Consider the following 25,624-nt stretch of genomic DNA (forward strand, 5'->3'; position numbering starts at 1 on the left):
AAGGAGTGCGGCACATGTCAAAAGGGCATTCGCTACAAGACCCTTACTTGAATACTTTACGTAAAGAGAAAGTTGGGGTTTCCATCTATCTGGTCAACGGTATCAAGCTGCAAGGCACGATCGAGTCGTTCGACCAGTTCGTGATCCTGCTGAAAAACACCGTCAGCCAGATGGTTTACAAGCACGCTATCTCGACAGTCGTTCCAGTTCGTCCAATCCGTCTGCCTAGCGCAGCAGGTGATGAACAGGGTGACGCTGAGCCAGGTAACGCCTGATAGGAGTCTCCTTTGTTCTTTGAGCGCCACGGTGGTGGTGAGCGAGTAATCCTCGTTCACTTGGATGGACAGGACCCTGAGGCGCGCGAAGATCCGCAGGAGTTTCAGGAGTTGGCAAATTCGGCCGGCGCCGAGACCGTTGCGTTTTTTAACGTACCGCGTCATCGGCCAACCGCCAAATACCTGATTGGCAGCGGCAAGGTCGAGGAACTGCGCGACCTGGTTCATGCCGAAGAAGCCGATCTGGTGATCTTCAATCACACCCTCACGCCCAGTCAGGAACGTAACCTCGAACGTGTTTTCGAGTGTCGCGTGATCGACCGCACCGGTCTGATTCTCGATATTTTCGCCCAGCGCGCCCGTACCCATGAAGGCAAGCTCCAGGTAGAACTGGCCCAGCTTGACCACATGAGCACCCGGCTGGTGCGTGGCTGGACTCACCTTGAGCGTCAGGGTGGTGGCATCGGTATGCGCGGCCCGGGTGAAACCCAGCTGGAAACCGACCGACGTCTGCTGCGGGTACGCCTGCGACAGATCAAGGGGCGCCTGGAAAAAGTACGCAGCCAGCGTGAACAATCACGCCGTGGCCGCTCGCGTGCGGACATCCCTACGGTCTCTCTGGTGGGCTATACCAACGCCGGCAAATCCACGCTGTTCAACAACGTGACGAAATCCGACGTGTACGCGGCCGACCAGCTGTTCGCGACCCTCGACCCGACCTTGCGCCGTCTGGACATCGACGACCTGGGGCCGATTGTCCTGGCCGACACGGTAGGCTTTATTCGTCACTTGCCGCACAAGCTGGTCGAAGCGTTTCGGTCTACGCTCGAAGAGTCGAGCAATTCCGACCTGCTGTTGCACGTGATCGATGCGGCCGAACCGGATCGCATGCTGCAGATCGAGCAGGTGATGGTGGTGCTGGGCGAGATTGGTGCACAGGACTTGCCGATCCTCGAGGTCTATAACAAACTCGATTTGCTTGAGGGCGTTGAGCCGCAAATCCAGCGCGATGAAGACGGCAAGCCCCAGCGGGTGTGGCTGTCGGCGCGCGATGGCAGTGGTCTGGAGTTGCTTGAACAGGCGATTGCCGAGCTGTTGGGCAGCGATTTGTTTGTCGGCACCTTGCGCTTGCCGCAACGTTTTGCTCGACTGCGTGCACAGTTTTTCGAGCTGGGCGCCGTACAGAAAGAAGAATACGACGAAGAAGGTGTCAGCTTGCTGGCCGTTCGATTGCCGCGCTCGGAGCTGAATCGGCTGGTCAGCCGTGAAGGTGTGGTACCGACAGAGTTCATCGAACAACACACTTTGCAATAAAAGCCTCCGAAAGCGGTTGTGCCGCAGTAGCAGGCATTCTGTAGCATTGGTCGGCGCGCCGTGGGTGCGTCTTTGCTTTATCAGATGGAGAGCGCTATGGCTTGGAATGAGCCGGGTGGCAACTCGAATAATCAGGATCCTTGGGGTGGTAAACGCCGCAATAATGGCGACCGCAAGGGGCCACCAGATCTCGACGAGGCCTTCCGAAAGCTGCAGGAAAGCCTGAATGGGTTGTTCGGTGGTGGAAAAAAACGCGGTGGTGGTGACGACGGCGGTCGCACAAGCAAGGGCGGCGGCTACGGCCTGCTGGGCCTAGGGCTTGTCGTGCTCGCAGCCGTTTGGCTGTACAGCGCCGTTTACGTGGTGGACGAGCAGGAGCAAGCCGTGGTGCTGCGCTTCGGCAAGTACTACGAGACTGTCGGGCCAGGCCTGAACATCTATTTCCCGCCGATCGACAAGAAGTACATGGAGAACGTCACGCGTGAGCGTGCCTACACCAAGCAGGGCCAGATGCTGACCGAAGACGAGAACATCGTCGAAGTGCCGCTGACCGTGCAGTACAAGATCAGCAACCTGCAGGACTTCGTGCTGAACGTTGATCAGCCGGAAATCAGTCTGCAACACGCAACCGAAAGTGCCCTGCGCCACGTGGTGGGTTCCACCGCCATGGACCAGGTGCTGACCGAAGGTCGTGAATTGATGGCCAGCGAAATCAAGGAGCGGCTGCAACGGTTCCTCGATACCTATCGCACCGGCATCACTGTGACCCAGGTGAACGTACAGAGCGCAGCGGCACCGCGCGAAGTGCAGGAAGCTTTTGATGACGTGATCCGCGCCCGTGAAGACGAGCAGCGTTCGCGCAACCAGGCTGAAACCTACGCCAACGGCGTCGTGCCGGAAGCCCGTGGTCAGGCCCAGCGTATCCTTGAAGATGCCAACGGTTACCGCGACGAAGTGGTCTCCCGCGCCAAGGGTGAGGCAGACCGCTTTACCAAACTGGTTGCCGAGTACCGCAAGGCTCCGGAAGTCACGCGTGAGCGTCTGTACCTGGACACCATGCAGGAAGTCTTCAGCAACACCAGCAAGGTTCTCGTGACCGGCAGCAAAGGTGGGCAGAACAACCTGCTGTACCTGCCGCTGGACAAGATGATCGAAGGTGGTCGTAGCAGCACCAGCGCACCGTCGAGCAGCTCGAATGCCGCTGCCAACGAAGCGAGCGCCCGTGCGGCCGCTGACTTGCTGCAACAGCAAACACGTACCAGGGAGAGTCGTTGATGAGCAATAAATCGCTGACCGCCCTGATTGTGGGCGTCGTCGTGGTCATCGCTGCCTGGAACTGCTTCTACATCGTGTCTCAGACCGAGCGCGCGGTGTTGCTGCAATTCGGTCGTGTGGTGCAGGCGGATGTCCAGCCGGGCCTGCATGTGAAAGTCCCCTACGTGAACCAGGTGCGCAAGTTCGACGGCCGCCTGATGACCCTGGATGCACCGACACAGCGCTTCCTGACCCTGGAAAAGAAAGCCGTGATGGTTGACGCCTACGCCAAGTGGCGCGTCAAGGATGCCGAGCGCTTCTACACCGCGACCTCCGGCCTCAAGCAGATTGCCGACGAGCGTTTGTCGCGCCGTCTGGAATCGGGCCTGCGTGACCAGTTTGGTAAGCGCACCCTGCATGAGGTGGTATCCGGTGAACGTGATGCGCTGATGGCTGACATCACCCGTTCGCTGAACACGATGGCAGAAAAAGAGCTGGGCATCGAAGTGGTCGATGTTCGGGTCAAGGCTATTGATCTGCCGAAGGAAGTGAACCGCAGCGTGTTCGAGCGTATGAGCACCGAGCGTGAGCGTGAAGCCCGTGAGCATCGCGCCAAAGGTAACGAGTTGGCTGAAGGTATCCGTGCGGATGCCGACCGTCAGCGCCGTGTACTGCTGGCAGAGGCCTATCGCGAGTCTGAAGAGGCCCGGGGTGATGGTGATGCCCAAGCTGCGGCGATCTACGCCAAGGCTTACGGCCAGGACCAGGAGTTCTACGCGTTCTACCGTAGCCTGCGCGCTTACCGTGAAAGCTTCGCGAACAAAACCGACGTCATGGTGCTGGACCCAAGCAGCGACTTCTTCCGCTACCTGGAAAAGTCCAAGTAACCAAGCCTGTGACTTTAGGGCGCACTCCGTCGGGCGGCTAAAATGCCTGGCGGGGTGATCCTTTCAGAAAACGGGTGTATGATGCGGCAGCCGGGAAATTCCCGGCTTTTTTGCGTCTGCATGTTTGATTCGGCAGACGCCACAGGTTTTTCGAGGAAAGTGCCCGACGAGGCCGCAGGCAGGCCGTTCGTCACGTCGCTCTTGCGCGTGGATTATGCAAAGCGTGGGTATTTTCTGCTTCACTCAAGGCTCGGCCGAGGGCTGGCCGCCCGGATCATAGGGGAATGGCGTAATGGCAACGGTAGACCGCTGGCTGCTGCCAGATGGCATCGAAGAAGTACTGCCACCAGAAGCTGCGCGCATTGAAGTAGCGCGTCGCCAGGTGTTGGATCTGTTCCAGAGCTGGGGTTACGAGTTTGTCGTGACCCCCCATATCGAGTACCTGGAATCCCTGCTGACCGGCGCGGGCCAGGACCTGGATCTGCGCACCTTCAAGGTCATCGACCCGCAATCGGGCCGGCAAATGGGTTTCCGTGCCGATATCACGCCGCAAGTGGCGCGCATCGATGCGCACACCCTGCGCCGCGAAGGCCCGAGCCGTCTGTGCTACGCCGGCAGCGTGCTGCATGCTCAGCCGCGCGCGTTGTCGTCTTCGCGCAGCCCGATTCAGTTGGGCGCCGAGTTGTACGGTGATGCCAGCCCGAGCAGCGACGTTGAAGTGATCAGCCTGATGCTGGCCATGCTGCAACTGGCCGATGTGCCGGATGTGCACATGGACCTGGGCCACGTCGGTATCTACCGTGGCCTGGCCCGTGCGGCCGGTTTGTCCGGTGAAGTGGAGCAACAGTTGTTCGATGCCTTGCAGCGCAAGGCTATCGATGAAGTGATCGCCCTGACCGCAGGCGTGCCTGCGGACCTGGCCGACATGCTGCGCGCCCTGGTGAACCTGTGCGGTGGCCGTGAAGTGCTGGTGGCTGCCCGTGAGCGCCTGGCCAATGCGCCGGCGCCGGTATTGGCTGCGCTGGATGATGTGTTCGCGATTGCCGAGCAGTTGTCGGCGCGCTTCCCCGAGTTGCCGCTGTATTTCGACCTGGGTGAGTTGCGCGGTTACCACTATCACACCGGTGTGGTGTTCGCCGTGTTTGTGCCGGGTGTTGGCCAGGCCATCGCCCAAGGCGGTCGTTATGACGATATCGGCGCTGATTTTGGTCGCGCGCGTCCGGCGACTGGCTTTTCTACCGATTTGAAAACCCTGGTGACCCTGGGGCGTGCTGAGGTCGAGCTGCCGTCTGGTGGCATCTGGATGCCCGACAGTACGGACGCAGCACTCTGGCAGCAGGTTTGCCAGTTGCGCAGTGAGGGTCAGCGTGTTGTCCAGGCTTTGCCTGGGCAGCCATTGGCCGCCGCCCGTGATGCGGACTGCGACCGGCAATTGATTCTGCAGAACGGGCTTTGGCAAGTATCGCCACTGGCTTCTTGAGTTTTCCTGCCGGCCATCGCCGGCACCAAGTTTGCGCGAATGAGGACAAGTGTTATGGGTAAGAATGTCGTAGTCCTGGGCACCCAATGGGGTGATGAGGGCAAAGGCAAGATCGTTGATCTGCTGACCGAACATGCTGCCGCCGTAGTGCGCTACCAAGGTGGCCACAACGCTGGCCACACCCTGGTCATCGATGGCGAAAAAACCGTCTTGCACCTGATCCCGTCGGGCGTGCTGCGCGAAGGCGTGCAGTGCCTGATCGGCAACGGCGTAGTGGTTGCACCTGACGCCCTGCTGCGTGAGATCACCAAGCTGGAAGAGAAAGGCGTACCGGTGCGCGAGCGCCTGCGTATCAGCCCGTCCTGCCCGCTGATCCTGTCCTTCCACGTTGCGCTGGACCAGGCCCGTGAAAAGGCGCGTGGCGAGCTGAAGATCGGCACCACCGGTCGCGGCATCGGCCCGGCGTACGAAGACAAGGTTGCACGTCGTGGCCTGCGTGTGGGCGACCTGCTCAACATGCCGCGCTTTGAAGACAAGCTGCGTGAACTGGTGGATTACCACAACTTCATGCTGGTGGGTTACTACAAAGAGCCAGCCATCGAGTTCGAAAAGACCCTGGCCGAGTGCAAGGAATACGCTGAGCTGCTCAAGCCGCTGATGCTGGACGTGACTGCCGAGCTGCACGACCTGCGTCGCGCTGGCAAAGACATCATGTTCGAAGGCGCCCAGGGTTCGTTGCTCGACATCGACCACGGCACCTACCCGTACGTGACCAGCTCCAACACCACCGCGGGTGGCGTTGCGACCGGTTCGGGCGTTGGCCCGATGTTCCTGGACTACATCCTGGGCATCACCAAGGCTTACACCACGCGCGTGGGTTCGGGCCCGTTCCCGACTGAGCTGTTCGACGAAGTCGGCGCGCACCTGGCCAAGCAAGGTCACGAGTTCGGCGCTACCACCGGCCGTGCCCGTCGTTGTGGCTGGTTCGACGCCGTTATCCTGCGTCGCGCTATCGATGTGAACAGCATCTCGGGCATCTGCCTGACCAAGCTGGACGTTCTCGACGGCCTGGAAGCCATCAACATCTGCATCGGCTACAAAGATGCACAAGGCAAAGACGTTGCACCGACCGACGCTGACAGCTACGTCGGCCTGCAGCCTGTGTACGAAGAAGTGCCGGGCTGGACCGAATCGACCGTGGGCGCCAAGACCCTTGAAGAGCTGCCGGCCAATGCCCGTGCCTACATCAAGCGTGTTGAAGAGCTGATCGGCGCGCCGATCGACATTATTTCGACAGGCCCGGACCGCAACGAGACCATCGTTCTGCGTCACCCGTTCGCTTAACAAGCTGTTGATGTAAAAAGCAAAAGGGCTCCTTCGGGAGCCCTTTTTCGTGCCTGGCTGGCAATCGGCACGACCCTTGCTATGGTTCTTTCTTTCGCGGTGCTATCAAATTAATGGCACCCGTGGTGGAGGGATTTACCGTGTCTGCCGTTCTCTCATTGTTACAAAGCCGACTGTTGCGGCCGGTGTTCGTTACCCTAGGTATCGCCCTTTTGGTGCAAGTGCTGGTGGCCGTTGCCCTGACGCGAAGCACCGTAACGGCGTTGGAAGCGGATTTAAGCAGCCGCCTGGGTGCCGACAGCCAGAAACTCTCTGGCGAGCTGGCGCAAGCCGGCAAGGAAGTCACCTCGAGCCTGGACAGCCTGTCTTCGAGCACGCGCCAGCGTCTGACCGCAGGGCTTTCCACGCGCCTGCAAGAGGAGCAGAAGCAACTGCGTGCGACCCTGGAAAAAGACCTGCAGGATTCGGCCAATGACATGGCCCAACTGCTGGCTTCGGTGGCGCCGCGCGCCATGTGGGACAGCGACGTGCCGACGTTGTCGGAGTTTGCCCGGCGCGCCCAGCGCAATCCCAACGTGTTGTTCGTGGTGTATGACGACGCGGCTGGCGAGCACCTGACCCGTTACCTCAATCGCGAAAACCCGATCAACCAGGCGCTGCTGGAAAAAGGCAAGGGCGACCGAGCCTTGGATAAGGTTCTGGATGCAGCTAAAAACGACCCCTCGGTGTTCTACGTCGAGGCGTCCATCAGCCCCAACGGCACCGAGATCGGCAAAGTCCGCATGGGTGTCTCGACCAAAGCGGTAGAGACCGACCTGGCAGCGCTGGACCAGCGCTTTGCTGCCTTGATCGCGAGCAGTGATCAGTTAGTCGGCGACAGCCTCAAGGGTGCCGCCGCCGACAGCGCAGCGGCCATGGGCGCGCGCCTGCAATCGGCGCAAGCCACCGCCACCCAGATGACCGCCAACACCAGCAGCGCCGTGCAGGACGCGGCAGGAGCGCTGCGCTGGCGCATCGGCATGGGGCTCGCGATTGTCGGGTTTGGCGTATTGCTGCTGATCGCCATCGTGCTGGGGCGCCGTGTGGTCAATCGGCTGAAGCTGTTGATTGCGGCCATGGATGACTTGGCGGCGGGCGAGGGCGACCTCACCAAGCGTGTGCAGATCAACAGCAAAGACGAAATCGGCGACATGGCCTCGGCGGTCAATCGCTTTGTGGATAAGTTGCAGCCGATCGTGCGTGAGGCGGGCGATGTGGCGCAGCGCACTGGCGTCGAAATCGGCGCCATGACCTTGCGCAATGCCGGGGCTGACAAGGCGGCCGGTTTGCAGCGCGACGAAGTTGCCGAAAGCCTGCGCGCGCTGTCGCAGATGGCCGATGAGGCCCAGGCCGAAAGCCATGCGATGCAGGCAGCTTTGCAGCAGGTGGTGGATATCCGCCAGGCCACGGATGAAAACTCGCGGACCTCGGCGGAGGTCGGCAGCCTGATCGAGGCGCTGGCGGGGCAGGTGCAGGCCGGTTCCCAGGTGATCGAGCGGTTGGCGCAGCAAAGTGAGCAGATCGAAGTGGTGTTGACGGTGATCCACGGGATTGCCGAGCAGACCAACCTGCTGGCCCTGAATGCGGCGATTGAAGCGGCGCGCGCGGGTGAGACCGGACGAGGTTTTGCGGTGGTGGCGGACGAAGTGCGGGCGCTGGCGAGTAAAACCCAAAGCTCCACCGGCGACATCCAGGCGCATATCGTGGCGTTGCAGCAGGGTGCTCGGGAGGCGGTGGAAACCATCGGCAAGGCCGGGCGCCAAGCGAATGAAGGGTTGTTGGTACTGCGCGACAGTGTGCGCTTGCAACAGTCGGTGCAGGCTTCGGTGGAGCAAGTGCATGCGGCGATTGGCTTGGCGACGCGTGCGGCCGAGCATCAAGCCCAGGGCGCGCATGCGGTGCGTGGGCGGGTCGAGGTGATCCATGCGCAGGCGGAGCGGGCCGCGCAGGCGGTGGTGGAAACCACGGCCAGTGGCAAGGTGCTGGATGGGTTGGCGGCGCAGTTGAAGGCGAGCTTGGGGCAGTTTCGGGCTTAGCGTCGTCTGCACCGGCCTTATCGCAGGCAAGCCAGCTCCCACATTCAACTGCATTCCAAAGTTGGAACTCGGTCAAATGTGGGAGCTGGCTTGCCTGCGATAGCGGTCTCAGCGGCTCAAATACATCCGGGTAGTGAGCAAGTACACCGGCAACCCCGACACCAGAATCAACAACGCCGCATACGGCGCCGCTGCCGCAAACTCAACATTCGAGGTATGCGCCCACACGGCAGTCGCCAGGGTATTCAACCCCGTCGGGCTGAGCAGCAAAGTCGCCGTCAACTCCTTCATCGCATCCAGAAAAACCAACGCGAACGCCGCCCCCAAGGCCGGGAAAATAATCGGCAAGGTGACCCGGCAAAAGGCGCTGAACGACGATGCTCCCAGCGTACGGGCGGCTTCTTCCAACTGGGGCGCCGCCTTGTTCAAGGCAGTTCGAATCGGTGCCTGGGCCAATGGCAAAAACAACAGCGCATAAGCAATCAGCAGCAATGCCGAGGTCTGATATAGCGCCGGCACATAGTGCAGGGCGAAATACACCAGTGTCAGCGCAATCACCAACCCTGGCAGGGCATGCAGCAGATAAGGCAGGCGCTCGGCCCAAATCGCCAACTGGCCTTTGTAGCGCACCACCAGCAACCCCACCGGTACTGCCAACACCAGGCATAGCGCAGCGCCGCCCAATGACAGCGCCAGCGAGGACAGCAGTGCCTCACCAATCTCGGCCACCGGGAACGCCGCCGATGAACCCACGGCAAGCCAGTAAGCGAGCATCCCCAGGGGAATGCCGCTGCCGATGATCGCCAGCGCCAGGCAATACAGCTGACCCAAGCTCGACCATTTGCCCAGCTTGACCTGTTCCGCATGCCGCGCCGCGCCCTGGCCGATGCGCACATGTCGGCCTTTGCCGCGCACGCGCAGTTCCAGCCACAGCAGCGTCAGGCACATCACCAGCAATACCGCCGAAAGCATCGCGGCATTGGCGTTGCTGAATTCCAGCTCGAATTGTTGATAGATGGCCGTGGTGAAAGTCTGCAGGCCGATAATCGACAGTGCGCCAAACTCCACCAGCATATGCAGCGCGATCAACAGCGCGCCGGCCAGCAGCGAAGGCCACAGCAAAGGCAGGGTGACGCGAAAAAATACGCCCCAGCGGTTCAGGCCCAGGGTACGCGCCGACTCTTCCAGTGAAGGGTCAAGATTGCGCAGGGTCGCTGCCACCGGCAGAAATACCAGCGGGTATTTCGACAGGGTCATCACGAGTATCGCCCCGCCAAGCCCTTCGAAGTTGGCGCTCAGCGACACCCAGGTAAAGCTGCTGACAAACGCCGGCACCGCAAATGGCAGGCACAGGATCACGCCCCAGATGCGCCGCCCCGGCAGGTTGCTGCGCTCAAGCAGCCAGGCCAGCGAGAGGCCGATGACCCCGCAGGCCACGGTTACGCCAATCATCAATGCCAAGGTGTTGCGCAACAGCCCGAACACATACGGCCGCCACAGCAGGTGCACCGCCTCCGCCCAGCCCGCCTGCCAGGCCTTGGTGCCGACATACACCAGCGGCAGCAGGCTCAGGCCAACCAGAAACAGCACGGGCAGCAGCAGCCAAATCGACGGGCGTTTGCGCCGTGGTATGAACCCGGCGGCGGAAAGCGATGGGTTCATCAGTTCAAGCCAACGTCACGTTCCAGGTCCAGGGCTTCTTCGGCGTTGCCAAGGTCGGCCGGGGTGACTTTCGGCGGTTGCAGCTCGCTGAACGGCTTGAGGCCACGATTGGATTGCATGCCCTTGCGCAGCGGGTATTCGGCCGAGGTGTTGGTGATCACGCGCTGGCCTTCTTCACTGGCCATGAACGCCAGCAGTTGCTGGGCTTCTTTGGGGTGCTTGCTGGATTTCAGTGCCGCCGCCGAGGACACGGTGATCAGGCCGCCCACATCGCCATCGGTGAAGTAATGCAGCTGCGAATCCAGGTTGGTTTTTTCTTTCTTCAGGGCGAACCAGTAGTAGTTGTTCACCAGCACGGTGGCCACTTCGCCGTTTTCGACGGCTTTGAGGGCGACCATATTGTTGCTGTACACCTTGCCGAAGGCGCGCAGGCCGGTCAGCCATTCTTCCGCGGCTTCGCGTCCGTGCAATTTGATGATGGCTACCGCTTGCTCCTGGAATGCGCCGCTGGTGGGCACAAAGCCGACTTTGCCTTGCCACTCTGGGCCAGCAAAATCGAGTACCGATTTGGGCAGGTCTTTCTCGGCGATCAGTTTGGGGTTAAAGGCCACGACGCGGGTGCGAGCGGTCACACCCATCCAGTCGCCATTGCTGCCCACGTAATCCTTGGGCAACACGTCCAGCGTGCTCGCATCAATTTTGGCCAGCAGGCCTTGCTCGCCGAGTTTGTTCAACGGTGGCGATTCTTCGGTGTAGATCACATCGGCAGGCGAGCGCTCGCCTTCTTCCACGACCTGGCTGGCGAGCTGGTTGCTGCTGCCTTTACGCACGTTGACGTGAATTCCGGTCTTGGCTTCGAAGGCCTTGGCGAGTTCATCGCCGACTTCTTTGTGCTGGCCGTTGTACAGGGTCAGGGACACCTTGTCGGCGGAGTAGGCGGTGGGCGAGAGCAGGGTCAAGCCGAGCAGGGTGAGGGTCAGGCCACGCAGAAGGGATGTCTTGAGACGGTTATCGCGGATCATCATCCGAAGTGTTCCTCGCTTGTATGCAACAAATCATTGCAAGGATAAACGATAAAACTTCTCATGTGCGGACGAGGGGGAAATCAGCGCTGAGGTTTTCAAACCCCGGAAACGAAAAAACCCGCTTTCGCGGGTTTGATCTGAATTTGGTGCCCAGGAGAAGACTCGAACTTCCACGACCTTGCGATCACCAGCACCTGAAGCTGGCGTGTCTACCAATTTCACCACCTGGGCATTATCAACAACGCTTGCGCTGTTGATGGAGCGAACTATACGGAGCGCTTTTTAATCTGTAAACCCCTGATATCAAAAATATAATTCAATATTCTTGTTAAAAATCAGAGGCCTGAAACGAAAAAACCCGCTTTCGCGGGTTTAATCTGAATTTGGTGCCCAGGAGAAGACTCGAACTTCCACGACCTTGCGATCACCAGCACCTGAAGCTGGCGTGTCTACCAATTTCACCACCTGGGCAGCATCAACAACGTTGCCGTCGTCGATGGCGCGCACTATACGGAGGCGATTTTGAGCTGTAAAGCCCTGCCATGAAAAAAGCCTGGAAAATTTCGCCAATGGTCATGCAAGGTGCTTTCCGAGGGCGGCAAAGGCCTTTTAAACGCTTGTTGATACCTGAAATTTCCCGTTTCAATACGCGTATGCCAAACTAACCCGCATATAGACAAGGTGAAAACTCTCTAATGGCCGATTGGCAGTCCCTCGATCCCGAGGCCGCTCGTGAAGCGGAAAAATATGAAAACCCTATTCCTAGCCGCGAACTGATCCTGGCGCATCTCGCCGATCGTGGTTCGCCTGCTAGCCGCGAGCAGTTGGTTGAAGAATTCGGTCTGACCACTGAAGACCAGCTCGAAGCCCTGCGCCGCCGTTTGCGTGCCATGGAGCGCGATGCTCAACTGATCTACACCCGCCGTGGCACCTATGCGCCTGTGGATAAGCTTGACCTGATCCTGGGTCGCATCGCCGGCCATCGCGATGGCTTCGGCTTCCTGATCCCGGATGACGGCAGCGACGACCTGTTCATGAGCCCGGCGCAAATGCGCCTGGTATTCGACGGCGACCGTGCCCTGGCTCGCGTGTCGGGCCTGGACCGTCGTGGTCGCCGTGAAGGCGTGATCGTCGAAGTGGTGTCCCGTGCCCACGAGTCCATCGTCGGTCGTTACTTCGAAGAAGGCGGTATCGGCTTTGTGGTGCCGGATAACCCGAAGGTGCAGCAGGAAGTGCTGATCACCCCGGGTCGCAATGGCGCCGCCAAGGTCGGCCAGTTCGTCGAGGTGAAAATCACCCACTGGCCAACGGCGCGCTTCCAGCCACAGGGCGATATTGTTGAAGTGGTCGGCAACTACATGGCGCCGGGCATGGAAATCGACGTTGCGCTGCGCACCTACGATATTCCTCACGTCTGGCCGCAGGCGGTGCTCAAAGAAGCCGCCAAGCTCAAGCCGGAAGTGGAAGAGAAAGACAAAGAAAAACGCATCGACCTGCGCCATCTGCCGTTCGTCACCATCGACGGCGAAGATGCCCGCGACTTCGACGATGCGGTCTATTGCGAAGCCAAGCCTGGCAAGCTGCGCCTGTTCTCTGGCGGCTGGAAGTTGTTCGTCGCGATTGCCGACGTGTCCAGCTATGTGAAGATCGGCTCGGCCCTGGACAACGAAGCCCAGGTGCGCGGCAACTCCGTGTATTTCCCTGAGCGCGTGATCCCGATGCTGCCTGAGCAGCTGTCCAACGGCCTGTGCTCCCTGAACCCGAAAGTCGACCGTTTGGCCATGGTCTGCGAGATGACCATCTCCAAAACCGGCGAAATGACCGACTACCAGTTCTACGAAGCGGTGATCCACTCCCAGGCGCGCCTGACCTACAACAAGGTCAGCACCATCCTGGAAGCGCCGAAGACCAGCGAAGCCAAGGCTCTGCGTGGCGAATACGCCGACGTCGTGCCGCACCTCAAGCAGCTTTATGCGCTGTACAAGGTATTGCTGGGCGCACGTCATGTCCGTGGCGCAATCGACTTTGAAACCCAGGAAACCCGGATTGTGTTCGGTTCCGAGCGCAAGATCGCGGCCATTACGCCGACGACGCGTAACGATGCGCACAAGCTGATCGAAGAATGCATGCTGGCGGCCAACGTGGCCACCGCAGAATTCCTCAAAAAGCACGAAATTCCTGCCCTGTACCGTGTGCACGACGGCCCGCCGCCGGAGCGTTTGGAAAAACTGCGCGCCTTCCTCGGTGAACTCGGCCTGTCCCTGCACAAAGGCAAGGATGGCCCGACGCCGAAGGATTACCAGGCATTGCTGGCCAGCATCAAGGACCGTCCGGATTACCACGTGATCCAGACCGTGATGCTGCGCTCGCTGAGCCAGGCGGTGTACAGCGCCGATAACCAGGGCCACTTCGGCCTGAATTACGAGGCGTACACCCACTTCACTTCGCCGATTCGTCGTTACCCGGACCTGCTCACGCACCGGGCGATTCGCAGCGTAATCCACTCCAAGCAGAACACTCCGCACGTCAAGCGCGCCGGTGCCATGACCATTCCGAAGGCACGGATCTATCCGTACGACGAAGCGGCTCTGGAACAGCTGGGCGAGCAGTGCTCGATGAGCGAGCGCCGCGCCGACGAGGCCACCCGCGACGTAGTGAACTGGCTCAAGTGCGAGTTCATGAAAGACCGCGTGGGCGAGTCGTTCCCAGGTGTGATCACCGCCGTGACCGGTTTTGGCCTGTTCGTCGAGCTGACCGACATCTACGTCGAAGGCTTGGTACACGTCACTGCGCTGCCGGGCGACTACTACCACTTTGACCCTGTGCATCACCGCCTGGCGGGCGAGCGCACGGGTCGCAGCTTCCGTTTGGGCGACACCGTGGAAGTGCAGGTCATGCGCGTCGACCTCGACGAGCGCAAGATCGACTTCGGCATGCCCGACAAGCCGAGCGAAACACCGACTGGCCGTAAAAAGCGTGGCAGCGAACCGACTGCGCCAGCCAGCAAAGGCAAGGGCGCGCCTGCGAAAGCAGCTGCCGCCGAGCCTGCGCCAGCCAAAGCCGGTCGTCGTTCGTCCACCAAGGAAAAAGCCCCCGAGGCCTACCGCCCGAGCGATGCTGCGGCGAAAAACGCTGAAGTGCGCAAGAGCCGTGAGTTGAAGCAGCAGTTGCTCAACGAAGCCAAAAGCGGTGGTAAAGCGGCGTCTGGGGGAAAGTCCCACGGGGCGGAAAAGCCGTCGAGCAAACCGAGTAAACACCGTAAAGGCCCGCCTAAAGCGGGTTCGGCCCCCGCGAAAAGCGGCGGGTCGCGCAAACCTAAGGCCAAGTCATGAGTCTGGAAAAAATCTACGGCGTACACGCCGTAGAAGCACTGCTGCGTCATCACCCTAAACGCGTCAAGCAGGTGTGGTTGGCCGAAGGCCGCAGCGAGCCGCGTGTACAAGCGCTGGTCGAGCTGGCCACGCAAAACAAGGTCGCTATCGGCCAGGCCGAGCGCCGTGAGATGGACGTGTGGGTTGAAGGCGTTCACCAGGGCGTGGTTGCGGACGTAAGCCCGAGCCAGGTCTGGGGCGAAGCGATGCTCGACGAGCTGCTCGACCGTACCGAAGGCGCGCCCCTGTTGCTGGTGCTGGACGGCGTGACCGACCCGCACAACCTCGGCGCTTGCCTGCGTTCGGCTGATGCTGCCGGTGCGCTGGCGGTGATCGTGCCTAAAGACAAGTCGGCAACCCTGACGCCGGTCGTGCGTAAAGTCGCGTGCGGCGCGGCGGAAGTGATTCCGCTGGTGGCCGTGACCAACCTGGCGCGCACCCTGGAGAAACTCCAGCAGCGCGGCCTGTGGGTCGTGGGCACGGCGGGCGAGGCCGAGGTCAGCATTTATGACCAGGACCTCACCGGCCCGACCATCCTGATCATGGGTGCCGAAGGCAAAGGCATGCGTCGCCTGACTCGTGAGCATTGCGATTACCTGGTGAAACTGCCGATGGCCGGTAGCGTCAGCAGCCTCAACGTGTCGGTTGCCACCGGCGTGTGCCTGTTTGAAGCCCAGCGCCAGCGTGGCGTCAAGGCCAAGAGCAAGAAGTAACCCATCAAGAATGTGGGAGCCTGGCTTGTGTGGGAGCTGGCTTGCCTGCGATAGCATCACCTCAGTATCACTGATACACCGGGGTGTCTGCATCGCAGGCAAGCCAGCTCCCACAGGATTTCAGCTCCCACAGTCGTTTGAGGCTGTTTGGAAGATTGTTCAAATAATCACCAATCACCTTGCGCCGTTTCTCCCCCTTCTCTACAATTGCGCCCCTTGCCTTCCTGGCAGGCACCTATGTGCCTCCCTGCGGCAAGATCCATAAGTGTCATTCACTCCTTGTCTGACCGTTTTTGAGCGGCAGGCTACAACCCGTAAGGAGCATTCATGCGTCATTACGAAATCATCTTTTTGGTCCACCCGGATCAAAGCGAGCAAGTCGGCGGCATGGTTGAGCGTTACACCAAGCTGATCGAAGAAGACGGCGGCAAAATCCACCGTCTGGAAGATTGGGGCCGTCGTCAACTGGCCTACGCAATCAACAATGTTCACAAGGCTCACTACGTGATGCTGAACGTTGAATGCACTGGCAAGGCCCTGGCCGAGCTGGAAGACAACTTCCGCTACAACGATGCAGTGATCCGTAACCTGGTCATCCGTCGCGAAGAAGCCGTTACCGGCCAATCCGAGATGCTCAAGGCTGAAGAAAACCGCAGTGAGCGCCGTGAGCGTCGCGACCGTCCTGAGCACGAAGGCGCCGAAAGCGCTGATAGTGATGACAGCGACAACAGCGATAACGCTGACGAGTAATCCACGGACCTTTTAAGGAGCCTATCAAATGGCACGTTTCTTCCGTCGTCGTAAATTCTGCCGCTTCACCGCTGAAGACGTGAAAGAGATCGATTACAAAGATCTCAACACTCTGAAAGCCTACGTATCCGAGACCGGCAAAATCGTTCCAAGCCGTATCACCGGTACTAAAGCACGTTATCAGCGTCAGCTGGCCACCGCTATCAAGCGCGCCCGCTTCCTGGCCCTGCTGGCCTACACCGACAGCCACGGCCGCTGAGACCGGGCAGTCGACAAGTAGTAAGGGATTGAATGCATGCGCGCCTTAGCTGAGTTCATCATGCGCGGTCGCGTGCAGGCCACTCTGGTAGTGGCTGGATGTGCGGCATTGCCGCTGCTTTATTGGTTGGGTGCTGCTGCAGGTTGCCTTGTGCTCCTGCGGCGCGGTTTGAAGGACGCCCTTGGCGTTCTTGCCCTGGGATTGTTGCCGGCCTTGATCTGGTGGCTTCAATTCGGTGATCCACGGGTACTTCTGGTACTGCTTGGGTCATTGAGCCTTGCGTTGGTTTTACGCGCAAGCGAGTCTTGGGTCCGCACGCTGCTGGTCAGCGTGGCATTGGGGTTGGTGTACTCAGTGATGCTTGGCGCGGCTTTCCGCCCGCAAATCGAAGCGCTGTCGCAAGAGATCGTCAAGATCCTGCCGATGGCCCTCGGGGATCTCTACCAGCAATTGTCGGTAGATGAGCGAGCGCGGTTTGCGTCACTGATTGCCCCGGTCCTGACCGGCCTGATTGCGGCATTGTTGCAGGTCGTCAGCGTGCTGAGCCTGATTGTTGGGCGTTATTGGCAGGCGTTGTTGTACAACCCGGGTGGTTTTGGTCGCGAATTTCGCAGTATCAGAATCCCAGCGGGGCCGGCGATGTTGCTGCTGGCGTGCATGGTTGTCGGGCCGAACTTCGGCCCACAGATGGCCTTGCTGGCGCCTATTTGCAGTGTACCGCTGGTGTTTGCCGGGCTGGCCCTGATGCATGGGCTGGTGGCGCGAAAGCGCCTGGCCAAGTTTTGGCTGGTGGGGTTGTACGTCACGATGTTGCTGTTTATGCAGCTGATCTATCCGTTACTCGTGGTTTTGGCCATTGTCGACGGCCTGATTGATTTTCGCGGTCGTCTGGCGTCGAAAGACGCCGATAACGCGAACGGTGAAGGTTAAAAGTTAGAGGATTTTCACATGCAACTGATCCTTCTGGAAAAAGTCGCCAACCTGGGCAACCTGGGCGACAAAGTGAACGTTAAGGCCGGCTACGGTCGTAACTACCTGCTGCCATACGGCAAAGCCACCGCTGCAACCGCTGCCAACCTGGCTGCGTTTGAAGAGCGTCGTGCTGAGCTGGAAAAAGCCGCAGCAGACAAAAAAGCTTCGGCCGAAACTCGCGCTGCCCAACTGGCTGAGCTGGAAGTGACTATCACTGCCACCGCCGGTGACGAAGGCAAGCTGTTCGGTTCGATCGGCACCCACGACATCGCTGATGCACTGACCGCCTCCGGCGTTGAAGTGCAGAAGAGCGAAGTTCGTCTGCCGAACGGCACCATCCGCAACGTAGGCGAATTCGACGTAGCCGTGCACCTGCACGCCGAAGTTGAAGCCACCGTACGCGTTGTAGTGGTAGCAGCTTAAGCAACACCTAACTGACTGGCACCTCGCGTGCCAGGCGGTTAACATCGGGCACGATCCTGTTTACAGGTCGTGCCTTTTGTTTTTCTACACACCCCTAATTCCAAGTGGCCATGAACGATATTTCAGCTCCTGAGCAATACGATCTGCAAACCGCTGCCCTGAAGGTGCCGCCGCATTCCATCGAGGCCGAACAGGCCGTGCTCGGTGGCTTGATGCTGGACAACAACGCCTGGGAACGCGTGCTGGATCAAGTCTCGGACGGTGATTTCTATCGCCATGACCACCGCCTGATTTTCCGCGCCATCGCCAAGCTGGCCGACCAGAACTCGCCGATCGACGTGGTGACCCTGGCCGAGCAACTGGACAAGGAAGGCCAGACTTCCCAAGTCGGCGGCCTGGGCTACCTGGGTGAGCTGGCGAAAAATACGCCGTCCGTCGCCAACATCAAGGCGTATGCGCAGATCGTTCGCGAGCGCGCCACCCTGCGCCAGTTGATCGGTATCAGCACCGAAATCGCCGACAGCGCCTTCAACCCCGAAGGCCGCACCGCCGCCGAGATCCTTGATGAGGCTGAACGCCAGATCTTCCAGATCGCCGAAGCGCGCCCGAAGACCGGCGGCCCGGTCAGCGTCAACGACCTGTTGACCAAGGCCATCGACCGCATCGACACCTTGTTCAACACCGACAACGCCATCACCGGTATTTCCACCGGCTACACCGACCTCGACGAGAAGACCAGCGGCCTGCAGCCTTCCGACTTGATCATCGTCGCCGGCCGTCCATCCATGGGTAAAACCACCTTTGCGATGAACCTGGTGGAAAACGCCGTGCTGCGTAGCGACAAAGCCGTACTGGTTTACTCGCTGGAGATGCCAGGTGAATCGCTGATCATGCGTATGCTTTCCTCGCTCGGCCGTATCGACCAGACCAAGGTGCGTGCCGGCCGCCTGGAAGACGACGATTGGCCGCGCCTGACGTCGGCGGTCAACCTGCTCAACGACCGCAAGCTGTTCATTGATGACACTGCCGGTATCAGCCCATCGGAGATGCGTGCGCGCACTCGCCGGCTGGTGCGTGAGCACGGCGACATCGCCCTGATCATGATCGACTACCTGCAGCTGATGCAGATCCCAGGCTCAAGCGGCGACAACCGCACCAACGAGATTTCCGAAATTTCCCGGTCGCTCAAAGCCCTGGCCAAGGAATTCAACTGCCCGGTGGTGGCGCTGTCCCAGCTCAACCGTTCCCTCGAACAACGGCCGAACAAGCGCCCGGTGAACTCCGACTTGCGTGAGTCCGGAGCCATCGAGCAGGATGCTGACGTGATCATGTTCGTGTACCGCGACGAGGTGTATCACCCCGAGACGGAACACAAAGGCATTGCCGAAATCATCATCGGCAAGCAGCGGAACGGGCCGATCGGCTTTATCCGTCTGGCGTTTATCGGTAAATACACGCGCTTCGAAAATTTGGCGCCGGGCAGTTACAACTTCGACGACGATGAGTAAACACTCACATTTCGCGGGTTGATTCGCGGTCTTTTGTGACCGCCGCCGTCGTGATCAGGTTGGGTTCTGCGTTGAGCATCATGCCAGCGGCCAGCAAGCGCTGCTCATAGCGTTGTATTTGCATACGAGTGACGCTGGACAGCGGGTTGTGTGACACCTCAGTGATGCTGTTGACTTGGACAGAGTGCGCCAGCCAATTAGCCGTTGGCTCAACCACGTAGTCCGGAATTTCGGTTATTTGGTTGTGGTTCAGCTTGATCCTCTCCAGGCCAGGCTGGGTAAACAGGCCGGTCGGCCAGGTGTCGATACCTGTATTCGACAGATTGACGTCGCGCATTTCGGTCATCAGGCTGAAATCGGGGGGGGTCTCCAATCCCGGGTTGTTATGCAGCCACAATGCCTCGAGTGTGGTTCGCCCGGTAAGCACTTGCGCAGCCTCGACAGTCAGTTTCAGCTGGTTATTCTGTAGGAATAGATGCGTCAGGCCGTTCATTTCAGCCACGCCCTCGGGCAGCTCCGTTAGATGGTTTCTCGCCAGATTCAGCCAGCGTAGATGACGAAATTGACCCAGGAAATCCTTTGGGAGAGCCTTCAGGTTCATCTTGCTCAATTTAAGCGACCCGACATATTTGAAGTCGGCGTTGATGGGTGGCAGGTTGGGCAGTTTCAGTCCGCTCAGACTCAGCTCCTGGCCAATCGAAGTGCCATTGGCGGCAAATTGTTGTGGGGCGTTTAACTGCCAGCAATTGAGGATTCGCTCCCTGGCCTTTTCCAGGTCCGCGCGCAGGCGGTCACCTTGTTGTGTGGAAGACGAGGCGTCCTGCCCATTGCCACCTTCTACGCGCACCCAATTATCGAGTTGCGCTGTTAATCGTTCAAATTGTCTGCTTAGTGAGCCGGATGAAGCACCTTCCCCCATGCGCCAGACCCGCTCCCTGCACTCCTTGATGCGCAGGTTCGAATGCTGTTTACGGTAGTGCTGCGCCGGGGAGTTCATTACGTCGAAAACTTTAGGATCATCAGGGTCTGCCAGTTCCGGATGAGTGTCGTATAGGCGTTGCCAATATTCATCGAACTTTTTCCAATATTGGGCGGGGAACTGATTGCCCTCCAGCCGCGTGCCGGCATTGATCCGCGCCACTGTTTGCAGGTTTTCGGCGGCAGGATTGAGGTTGGCCTGCGGCACTTCACGCAACCAGTTGAAGCGCAAGTCCACGTGAGCCAAAGAAGGCAGGTTCAGTAACCCGATGGGCCATTGACTTATGCCGGTGTTAGATAAGACCACAGTGTTCAAGCTGGTCATGGTGCTGAAGTCAGGTGTTATCTGCAGTGGGTTTTCCGAAAGATCGAGAACCCCAAGTTGGTCCAGCTTACTCAGTATCGAAGCACTCGTTTCATCCAGCTTCATGTTGTTTCGGCACAGGCTCAGGTTAACCAGTTTTTTCATCTGGCCAATGCTGGCAGGCAACGTTTCAATGTTGGAGTAGGCAATGGTCAGCACGGTCAGGTTGGGGAAGTTCGCCAGGAACGTATCTGCACCGGCCGACGAGGTCACCGAATCGATACTGAGTATTTTGACGTGGCTGAAATCGGCGGTCAGCGCCGGAAGGGGAGCCCTCAAGGAAGGCAGGCGTAATGAATCCGCTGACTTGACCCAGCACTCCCTGATTAATTTGGATGCGTAGGCCGAGTCCGGTTTTTGGGTGCCCGGAGGGCGAGGGGCGTTGGGGTCATGCTCTGCGATATAGCGTACCAGTTGCTTGTCCAACTGATCGAAGGCCTGGATACGCGCCATTTCTGTTTCGGTGTTGTCACCCAGGCCAATCAGATACTCCTTGGCGGCCTGGGCGTTTTTCTCGGGATACATCCGCTGTACTACCTGGATCTCATGCGCGTCCGCCTCGATCCTGAAGGCACCGGTTTGAGCTGGCGTGCTCAGTTCGGGGTGATTGGTAGCCAAGCGTTGCCAATACGCTTCAAGGGTCTTCCAGTAGCCAGCGGGGAATGGGTTGCCCTCAAGAAGCGTAACGCCGTTGACGCGGACCATGGCGTTGAGTTGTTCAGGCGCCGGGTTCAGGTTGGCCTCAGGCACTTGGCGCAATTGGTTGTTGCGCAGATCGACAAGTTTTAGCGCGCTCGCGTTGTGCAGGCCGGTTGGCCACTGATCTATTTGAGTATCGCTCAAGTCCAAGGTTTTAAGCCCAGGCGTCTGACTGAAGTCCAGGGCTGCCCCCAGCGGGTTTCCCGACAGGTCAACTTGTTTGAGCGTTGTGAGGGCGCTGATTTTTTGAGCGCTTTGTGTATCCAGGCGGATGTGATTAGACCTCAGGTTCAAAGTGGTCAGTTTAGTCATGTCACCAATCGCGGGGGGCAGCGCGGCGAGTTTGGAGCGGGTGATGTCCAGGCGTTCAAGGGCCGTGAAATTGCTCAGGAATACATCGGCGTTCTCCGACCAGGCAACGGACTCCATGAAAAGCTCGCGCACATGGCTGAAATCTGCTTTTAAGGCGGGCAGCGATGCGAGGTTCGCGGGTAACTTCAGTTGTGCGCCTGTCTCCCGACGCCAGCACTGTTTGACCTCATCGGTAGCGAGTTTGGCCCAGTTTGCAGATTCGGATGCGTTCGCATGCCGCCATGCCTTCAAGTCCGTGCTGAGGGTCCTGTATTCGGCTTCCCATCGCGTCAGCCCGCCAGCAATGTCGCTGCCCAGAGACTGGATAAAGGCGTTGATCTGTCCCTGGTCAAACAACGGAAACAGTGTGTGCACCCTCCGCTGCGGGCTGCGCAGTTGATTCAAGAGGGCGCTGGCACGGTCGGCCAATTGCCGAAAGAACGACCAGTCATGTCCCTCGCCGCGTACACCCCCCGGTGCGCCGACGATGGCGCTGACCCAGGCATTGGCGGCATTGCGCCGAATGGCATGGCTTTCGCCGAGGCGGCTGCCGTTGTAGACGTTATCCGCGTCCATCGCCACCGGATCGCCCGGCTTGACAATGCGCCAGACTTTGCCTGTCGCCGAGGAGGCGTCGCGGTCGAGCATGACCTGATAGGTGCCGTCGTCGATGGTTACGTATTGACGCCCGCTCAGGGCATGAACGCCGTCTGCATCGGCATTGTCTGGCACCTGCTTGTGGGGTATCCGGAAAGCACTGATGCTTGGGGTTGATAGCGGCGCCTCCCGCGAAGGTGTGAGAAATTCCGGCAGGTGCGCCTGCTGTACGCGCGCCTGTTCAAGCACGTCCTGAGCCAGTACGGCGATGTCGTGGGGCTCAAGGCCCAGCTCATTGCGCTGGGTTTCGGTGAGGGCGCGCAAGGTGGCGCCGAGTAGGCTGTTCTCCCCGGCCACTGGCGTTTTCAGGTCGCCACTGTCCTGTAGGTAACCGGCATATTCAGTGCCGGACTTGACCAACATGACGAAGCTGTCTGCGTCTTCGCTCCCATAGGTGTCCAGCAGTGAACCTCGCTGGGTGATCCGCCCGGTCTGATCGGTGGAGCCTTGATAAACCTGCACCCCGACGTCGCTCGGCCAACCCGGCAAGAGCGTCAGCAGGTTGCAGAACAGGGCTTGGCTTTGTGCGTTGAGACCGAGGCCGCCCGGGTCCGAAAGTGCGTTGAGCGCCTCAATGATGGTGCTTTGTTGAATACTTTTGTGAATGGCTTCGCGTACCGCAGCCTCCAGGCGCGAATACAGGCCGATGTCACGTAATGAGGGATGATGTTGTAGCAAGTCCGCGGCCATGGCCCTTGAAAGGTCCGGAAAGCGACGCCGCAACAGGCTGATTGCGACTTCACCACCGGGCGTCTGCTCGAACTGCGCCGTGGGTGCAAACCGAGTGGCTGGATGTTGTGCATTCAGGTGGTCGCGCAGTCGACCATCGCGTAACGCCTCATACACTGCGCCTTGATGTGTCTGAAGGTGCGCTGCGAGTTTTTTCCTCAGCCCAAGCAGTCTGCTCGCCAGGGGGTGCTCTTCACTGCCGTGACCTGTCTTACCCAATGTGCTATCCGGGACCAGCCGTTCATGTTCTTGCAGGACCTGTTGCATGAGTGAGCCTACCGACGCGCCAAACGCCAATGCCAGGTAACGATCGCGCCCGTCCTGGCGTAGCTCGATTGTGGCCAAGGGTTGTGTGTTGGTCGCGAGCACCGGTGCGTGGCTGGACAGCAAGGTCTTGCCGTCAGGGGTGTATAGCTTGATCGTGCAGGTGCCCAGGTCGGCCAGTAGTGCAGGCATGACCTGGTCGGCGATGGGCGGCAGCGGACCATCGTTCTGCCCGAGCGCCGTTTGCAACTGGGTGAGCCCTTCGCGCAGTTGCTGATTCTCGATGGCCTGCGTCAATGCGACAGGGGTGGGCCGGCGATCGAACCAGATATCCAGCAGCTCCTGGCGATCAACGGCCGCGACATCCAGGGCGCGCTTGCAAGCTGTCGGGCTAAGCGGCAACTCGCTGGGCGAGATCATATGCTGTAGCAGTTGAGCTTCGTTCAGCGCACGGGTATCGATGGGGTCGAGCGTCCAGCGGTCATGTTTGGCTGAGTAGGTGACATAGGGGTGAATGCTTGAGGAACCCGGCATGTCCAGTTGATAGCGCCCGGAGCTCTTTTCGAGGGTGACCTGGGCGAATTTGGTTTGGTTGTCGACCTGCAGCTTGATGTAGCTTCGGTTGTCCTTTTCAAACAGGCCTTGAGAGTTTTGTTCAAGTCCTGTCAGGTAGTTCGGGTCGATTTGGGTGTAGTCGTTGATGAACAACAATCCTGGCTTGCCGTCTGTGGCAATAGCGTAGTTGGGGTTGCCCAGCGCGTTCATCAACTGGCGGGTGCGGCGTGCAGATAACTTTGCCGCTGCCCCCTGCAAGCGCAGCCCCACCAGCAGGTCAAGAATATCGCCGACGGCTTGCACCAGCTCGGCCTGCTGACCTCGGCGCAGCGCCGCAATGGCGGACCAGGTCTGATAGACAAGGGTGCCCAGCATAGCGACCAACATCACTTTGCCCAAACCTGTCACGCCACCGGGAAGGGGGATCAGCAGCATCGACAAGGTTTCGCTGACCAGGTAGGTGGCTAACGCAACGGCGGCCTCTCGGTCGGCGAGTTTATTGGTGCGGGCCAGTCGGATAAGGTCCGATTGTATCGGCCACGCCTGGTGGATCGGCAAGGTGTGGGCGAGGCAGCGGATGTCCGTACCGATTTTTTCCACCGCCAGTTTTTGTCTGTTTGGGGTCTTGCTGGCGAACAGGTCATACAGGATTTTGGCATGCCAGGCGAGCTCGTCCCGGTTGACCTTCAGCGGTTTGATAAAGGCTCGCAGCTTTTCCTGATTGTTCAGGGAGATGGCCTTCATGAACCAACTGAAGTGTGTCAGCCCCATGTCGTTTCGGATCTGGTCCTGCAGCGAGTCCACGGCTTCTTGCCTAGAGGCATGTCGGCGTAACGCGCCATTGGGACGGTCCGGGAAATAGCTGTAGACGCAAGAGCCGTCGGGCGTGTCAAAGCGACGAGTGAAGAACGGCAGGGCAATTTTGTCGCCGCCGGCGTCCAGTTGGTAGAGGTCCCAATACACGCTGGTGTCGAACAGCCAGTCTTTAAGTTCATTGAATTCCCATTCGCTGATACTCCAGGACTCATTGGTGCGATAGGCGTCCCTCAAAGCGACCAGCAGCTTGGTGCTTTGCAGGCCGAAGAGCGGATTGGACAGACGGTTCTTGAACTCTTTTTCGATGTAGTCGCTGATGCGCTTGCCGATGTCCACACTCCTTGCGACGGCCACGAACGCTTTGACGCTGATGACGTTGCCGCTGATAGAGCTGGCGCGTTGTTCTTCGGTGGAGAAATACGCAGTAAACCCGAAGTTGCGATACGCGGCCTCCAGTAAGGTGATCGAACGTTCGTACTCACGTACGCCCAGGTCCTCTTTGTAGATACGCACGTTGTCGCCCAAGCGATCGTTGGTGGGGAGGTCATCCTGGGAAACCGGCAACTGCCGGATCCGCGTCTTCAGGTAGGTGGTACGCGAATTGATGGCCATGCCGGTTTTGCTCTTCAGCTCTCGCTCCAGAGCGTCGACCATTTGCTGGCTCAAGTCGTTGTAAAGAGCTGTGAGGGCGTTGCCGAGGGTTTGCTCGCGCTCCACCAGATCTTTGCTCAGGCGCAGGTATTCTTTTTGCTCGTCCACGCCCATTTTGCCCATGAAGGCGTTTACGTTTTCCTGTATCAGTTGAAAGATCTGTTGTTCGGCCCAGCTTTCGTTGGTGAGTAATGCAGGTTGCTCTGTGTCAAAGGTGACTGAGTTGGTCATGGTGTGTGCTCTGGAAG

General features: G+C 59.4%; 17 protein-coding genes and 2 tRNA genes. 14 read left to right on the forward strand and 5 right to left on the reverse strand.

What is annotated here, in order from left to right; all coding sequences use genetic code 11:
- Window positions 1-14 precede the first annotated feature (14 nt).
- The 7 genes from hfq to K0H48_RS04465 all read left to right on the forward strand — a co-directional run bounded on the left by hfq (window position 15) and on the right by K0H48_RS04465 (window position 8,629).
- Window positions 15-275: an RNA chaperone Hfq gene (hfq, locus tag K0H48_RS04435; protein WP_003188059.1), complete on the forward strand. Its 261-nt coding sequence runs from the start codon at window positions 15-17 to the stop codon at window positions 273-275.
- A gap of 12 nt (window positions 276-287) precedes the next feature.
- Window positions 288-1,589: a ribosome rescue GTPase HflX gene (gene hflX, locus K0H48_RS04440; RefSeq protein WP_017138462.1), complete on the forward strand. Its 1,302-nt coding sequence runs from the start codon at window positions 288-290 to the stop codon at window positions 1,587-1,589.
- Between the two features lie 96 nt (window positions 1,590-1,685).
- On the forward strand, window positions 1,686-2,864 hold the full coding sequence (gene hflK, locus K0H48_RS04445) for an FtsH protease activity modulator HflK (RefSeq protein WP_219266545.1): 1,179 nt from the start codon (window positions 1,686-1,688) through the stop codon (window positions 2,862-2,864).
- Complete coding sequence (hflC, locus tag K0H48_RS04450) at window positions 2,864-3,730, forward strand: protease modulator HflC (protein ID WP_017138460.1); 867 nt, start codon at window positions 2,864-2,866, stop codon at window positions 3,728-3,730. The genes hflK and hflC overlap by 1 nt, the downstream gene beginning before the upstream one ends.
- 292 nt (window positions 3,731-4,022) lie before the next feature.
- The gene (locus K0H48_RS04455; RefSeq protein WP_138817110.1) at window positions 4,023-5,210 is read left to right on the forward strand and encodes an ATP phosphoribosyltransferase regulatory subunit; all 1,188 of its coding nucleotides are present in this window, start codon (window positions 4,023-4,025) and stop codon (window positions 5,208-5,210) included.
- Window positions 5,211-5,264: 54 nt separating this feature from the next.
- Window positions 5,265-6,554, forward strand: a complete 1,290-nt coding sequence (locus K0H48_RS04460; RefSeq protein ID WP_138817109.1) for an adenylosuccinate synthase — start codon at window positions 5,265-5,267, stop codon at window positions 6,552-6,554.
- A gap of 140 nt (window positions 6,555-6,694) precedes the next feature.
- Window positions 6,695-8,629, forward strand: a complete 1,935-nt coding sequence (locus K0H48_RS04465) for a methyl-accepting chemotaxis protein (protein ID WP_219266547.1) — start codon at window positions 6,695-6,697, stop codon at window positions 8,627-8,629.
- A 108-nt stretch (window positions 8,630-8,737) separates the two neighbouring features.
- Here K0H48_RS04465 and K0H48_RS04470 read toward each other — a convergent pair whose 3' ends face one another.
- The 4 genes from K0H48_RS04470 to K0H48_RS04485 form a co-directional block, all read right to left on the reverse strand.
- A complete protein-coding gene (locus K0H48_RS04470; RefSeq protein ID WP_219266548.1) occupies window positions 8,738-10,291 on the reverse strand; it encodes an iron ABC transporter permease in 1,554 nt (517 codons plus the stop codon).
- Window positions 10,291-11,316, reverse strand: a complete 1,026-nt coding sequence (locus K0H48_RS04475) for an extracellular solute-binding protein (RefSeq protein WP_138449479.1) — start codon at window positions 11,314-11,316, stop codon at window positions 10,291-10,293. The genes K0H48_RS04470 and K0H48_RS04475 overlap by 1 nt, the downstream gene beginning before the upstream one ends.
- 144 nt (window positions 11,317-11,460) lie before the next feature.
- Window positions 11,461-11,547 (reverse strand) — tRNA-Leu (locus tag K0H48_RS04480).
- A 153-nt stretch (window positions 11,548-11,700) separates the two neighbouring features.
- Window positions 11,701-11,787 (reverse strand) — tRNA-Leu (locus K0H48_RS04485).
- Between the two features lie 224 nt (window positions 11,788-12,011).
- On the opposite strand from K0H48_RS04485, the gene rnr reads away from it, so the two are divergent.
- The 7 genes from rnr (at window position 12,012) to dnaB (ending at window position 19,312) form a co-directional block, all read left to right on the forward strand.
- Window positions 12,012-14,648 carry a ribonuclease R gene (gene rnr, locus K0H48_RS04490; RefSeq protein WP_219266549.1) on the forward strand — a complete coding sequence of 879 codons (2,637 nt, stop codon included), beginning with the start codon at window positions 12,012-12,014 and terminating at the stop codon, window positions 14,646-14,648.
- Window positions 14,645-15,400 carry a 23S rRNA (guanosine(2251)-2'-O)-methyltransferase RlmB gene (gene rlmB, locus K0H48_RS04495; protein WP_058422435.1) on the forward strand — a complete coding sequence of 252 codons (756 nt, stop codon included), beginning with the start codon at window positions 14,645-14,647 and terminating at the stop codon, window positions 15,398-15,400. Before rnr ends, rlmB begins: the two co-directional genes overlap by 4 nt.
- 327 nt (window positions 15,401-15,727) lie before the next feature.
- A complete protein-coding gene (gene rpsF, locus K0H48_RS04500) occupies window positions 15,728-16,150 on the forward strand; it encodes a 30S ribosomal protein S6 (RefSeq protein WP_003217491.1) in 423 nt (140 codons plus the stop codon).
- Between the two features lie 28 nt (window positions 16,151-16,178).
- The gene (gene rpsR / locus K0H48_RS04505; protein WP_002551829.1) at window positions 16,179-16,409 is read left to right on the forward strand and encodes a 30S ribosomal protein S18; all 231 of its coding nucleotides are present in this window, start codon (window positions 16,179-16,181) and stop codon (window positions 16,407-16,409) included.
- 36 nt (window positions 16,410-16,445) lie between these two features.
- A complete protein-coding gene (locus tag K0H48_RS04510) occupies window positions 16,446-17,339 on the forward strand; it encodes a hypothetical protein (protein WP_219266551.1) in 894 nt (297 codons plus the stop codon).
- A gap of 18 nt (window positions 17,340-17,357) precedes the next feature.
- Window positions 17,358-17,804: a 50S ribosomal protein L9 gene (rplI, locus tag K0H48_RS04515; RefSeq protein ID WP_003171376.1), complete on the forward strand. Its 447-nt coding sequence runs from the start codon at window positions 17,358-17,360 to the stop codon at window positions 17,802-17,804.
- A 110-nt stretch (window positions 17,805-17,914) separates the two neighbouring features.
- Window positions 17,915-19,312 (forward strand): replicative DNA helicase, encoded by a 1,398-nt coding sequence (dnaB, locus tag K0H48_RS04520; protein ID WP_017138451.1) that lies wholly within the window; start codon window positions 17,915-17,917, stop codon window positions 19,310-19,312.
- A 4-nt stretch (window positions 19,313-19,316) separates the two neighbouring features.
- Here the strand turns inward: dnaB and K0H48_RS04525 are convergent, their stop codons facing one another.
- On the reverse strand, window positions 19,317-25,607 hold the full coding sequence (locus tag K0H48_RS04525; protein WP_219266552.1) for a DUF6543 domain-containing protein: 6,291 nt from the start codon (window positions 25,605-25,607) through the stop codon (window positions 19,317-19,319).
- Window positions 25,608-25,624: the final 17 nt, after the last annotated feature.

The sequence above is a fragment of the Pseudomonas sp. Xaverov 259 genome (genome assembly GCF_019352915.1).
Classification (GTDB): Bacteria; Pseudomonadota; Gammaproteobacteria; order Pseudomonadales; family Pseudomonadaceae; genus Aquipseudomonas.

Coding starts and splice junctions, on each gene's coding strand:
- hfq (WP_003188059.1), top strand. CDS start 15: ATGTCAAAAGGGCATTCGCTACAAGACCCTTACTTGAATACTTTACGT.
- hflK (WP_219266545.1), top strand. CDS start 1,686: ATGGCTTGGAATGAGCCGGGTGGCAACTCGAATAATCAGGATCCTTGG.
- hflC (WP_017138460.1), top strand. CDS start 2,864: ATGAGCAATAAATCGCTGACCGCCCTGATTGTGGGCGTCGTCGTGGTC.
- K0H48_RS04455 (WP_138817110.1), top strand. CDS start 4,023: ATGGCAACGGTAGACCGCTGGCTGCTGCCAGATGGCATCGAAGAAGTA.
- K0H48_RS04460 (WP_138817109.1), top strand. CDS start 5,265: ATGGGTAAGAATGTCGTAGTCCTGGGCACCCAATGGGGTGATGAGGGC.
- K0H48_RS04470 (WP_219266548.1), bottom strand. CDS start 10,291: ATGAACCCATCGCTTTCCGCCGCCGGGTTCATACCACGGCGCAAACGC.
- K0H48_RS04475 (WP_138449479.1), bottom strand. CDS start 11,316: ATGATGATCCGCGATAACCGTCTCAAGACATCCCTTCTGCGTGGCCTG.
- rnr (WP_219266549.1), top strand. CDS start 12,012: ATGGCCGATTGGCAGTCCCTCGATCCCGAGGCCGCTCGTGAAGCGGAA.
- rlmB (WP_058422435.1), top strand. CDS start 14,645: ATGAGTCTGGAAAAAATCTACGGCGTACACGCCGTAGAAGCACTGCTG.
- rpsF (WP_003217491.1), top strand. CDS start 15,728: ATGCGTCATTACGAAATCATCTTTTTGGTCCACCCGGATCAAAGCGAG.
- rpsR (WP_002551829.1), top strand. CDS start 16,179: ATGGCACGTTTCTTCCGTCGTCGTAAATTCTGCCGCTTCACCGCTGAA.
- K0H48_RS04510 (WP_219266551.1), top strand. CDS start 16,446: ATGCGCGCCTTAGCTGAGTTCATCATGCGCGGTCGCGTGCAGGCCACT.
- rplI (WP_003171376.1), top strand. CDS start 17,358: ATGCAACTGATCCTTCTGGAAAAAGTCGCCAACCTGGGCAACCTGGGC.
- dnaB (WP_017138451.1), top strand. CDS start 17,915: ATGAACGATATTTCAGCTCCTGAGCAATACGATCTGCAAACCGCTGCC.
- K0H48_RS04525 (WP_219266552.1), bottom strand. CDS start 25,607: ATGACCAACTCAGTCACCTTTGACACAGAGCAACCTGCATTACTCACC.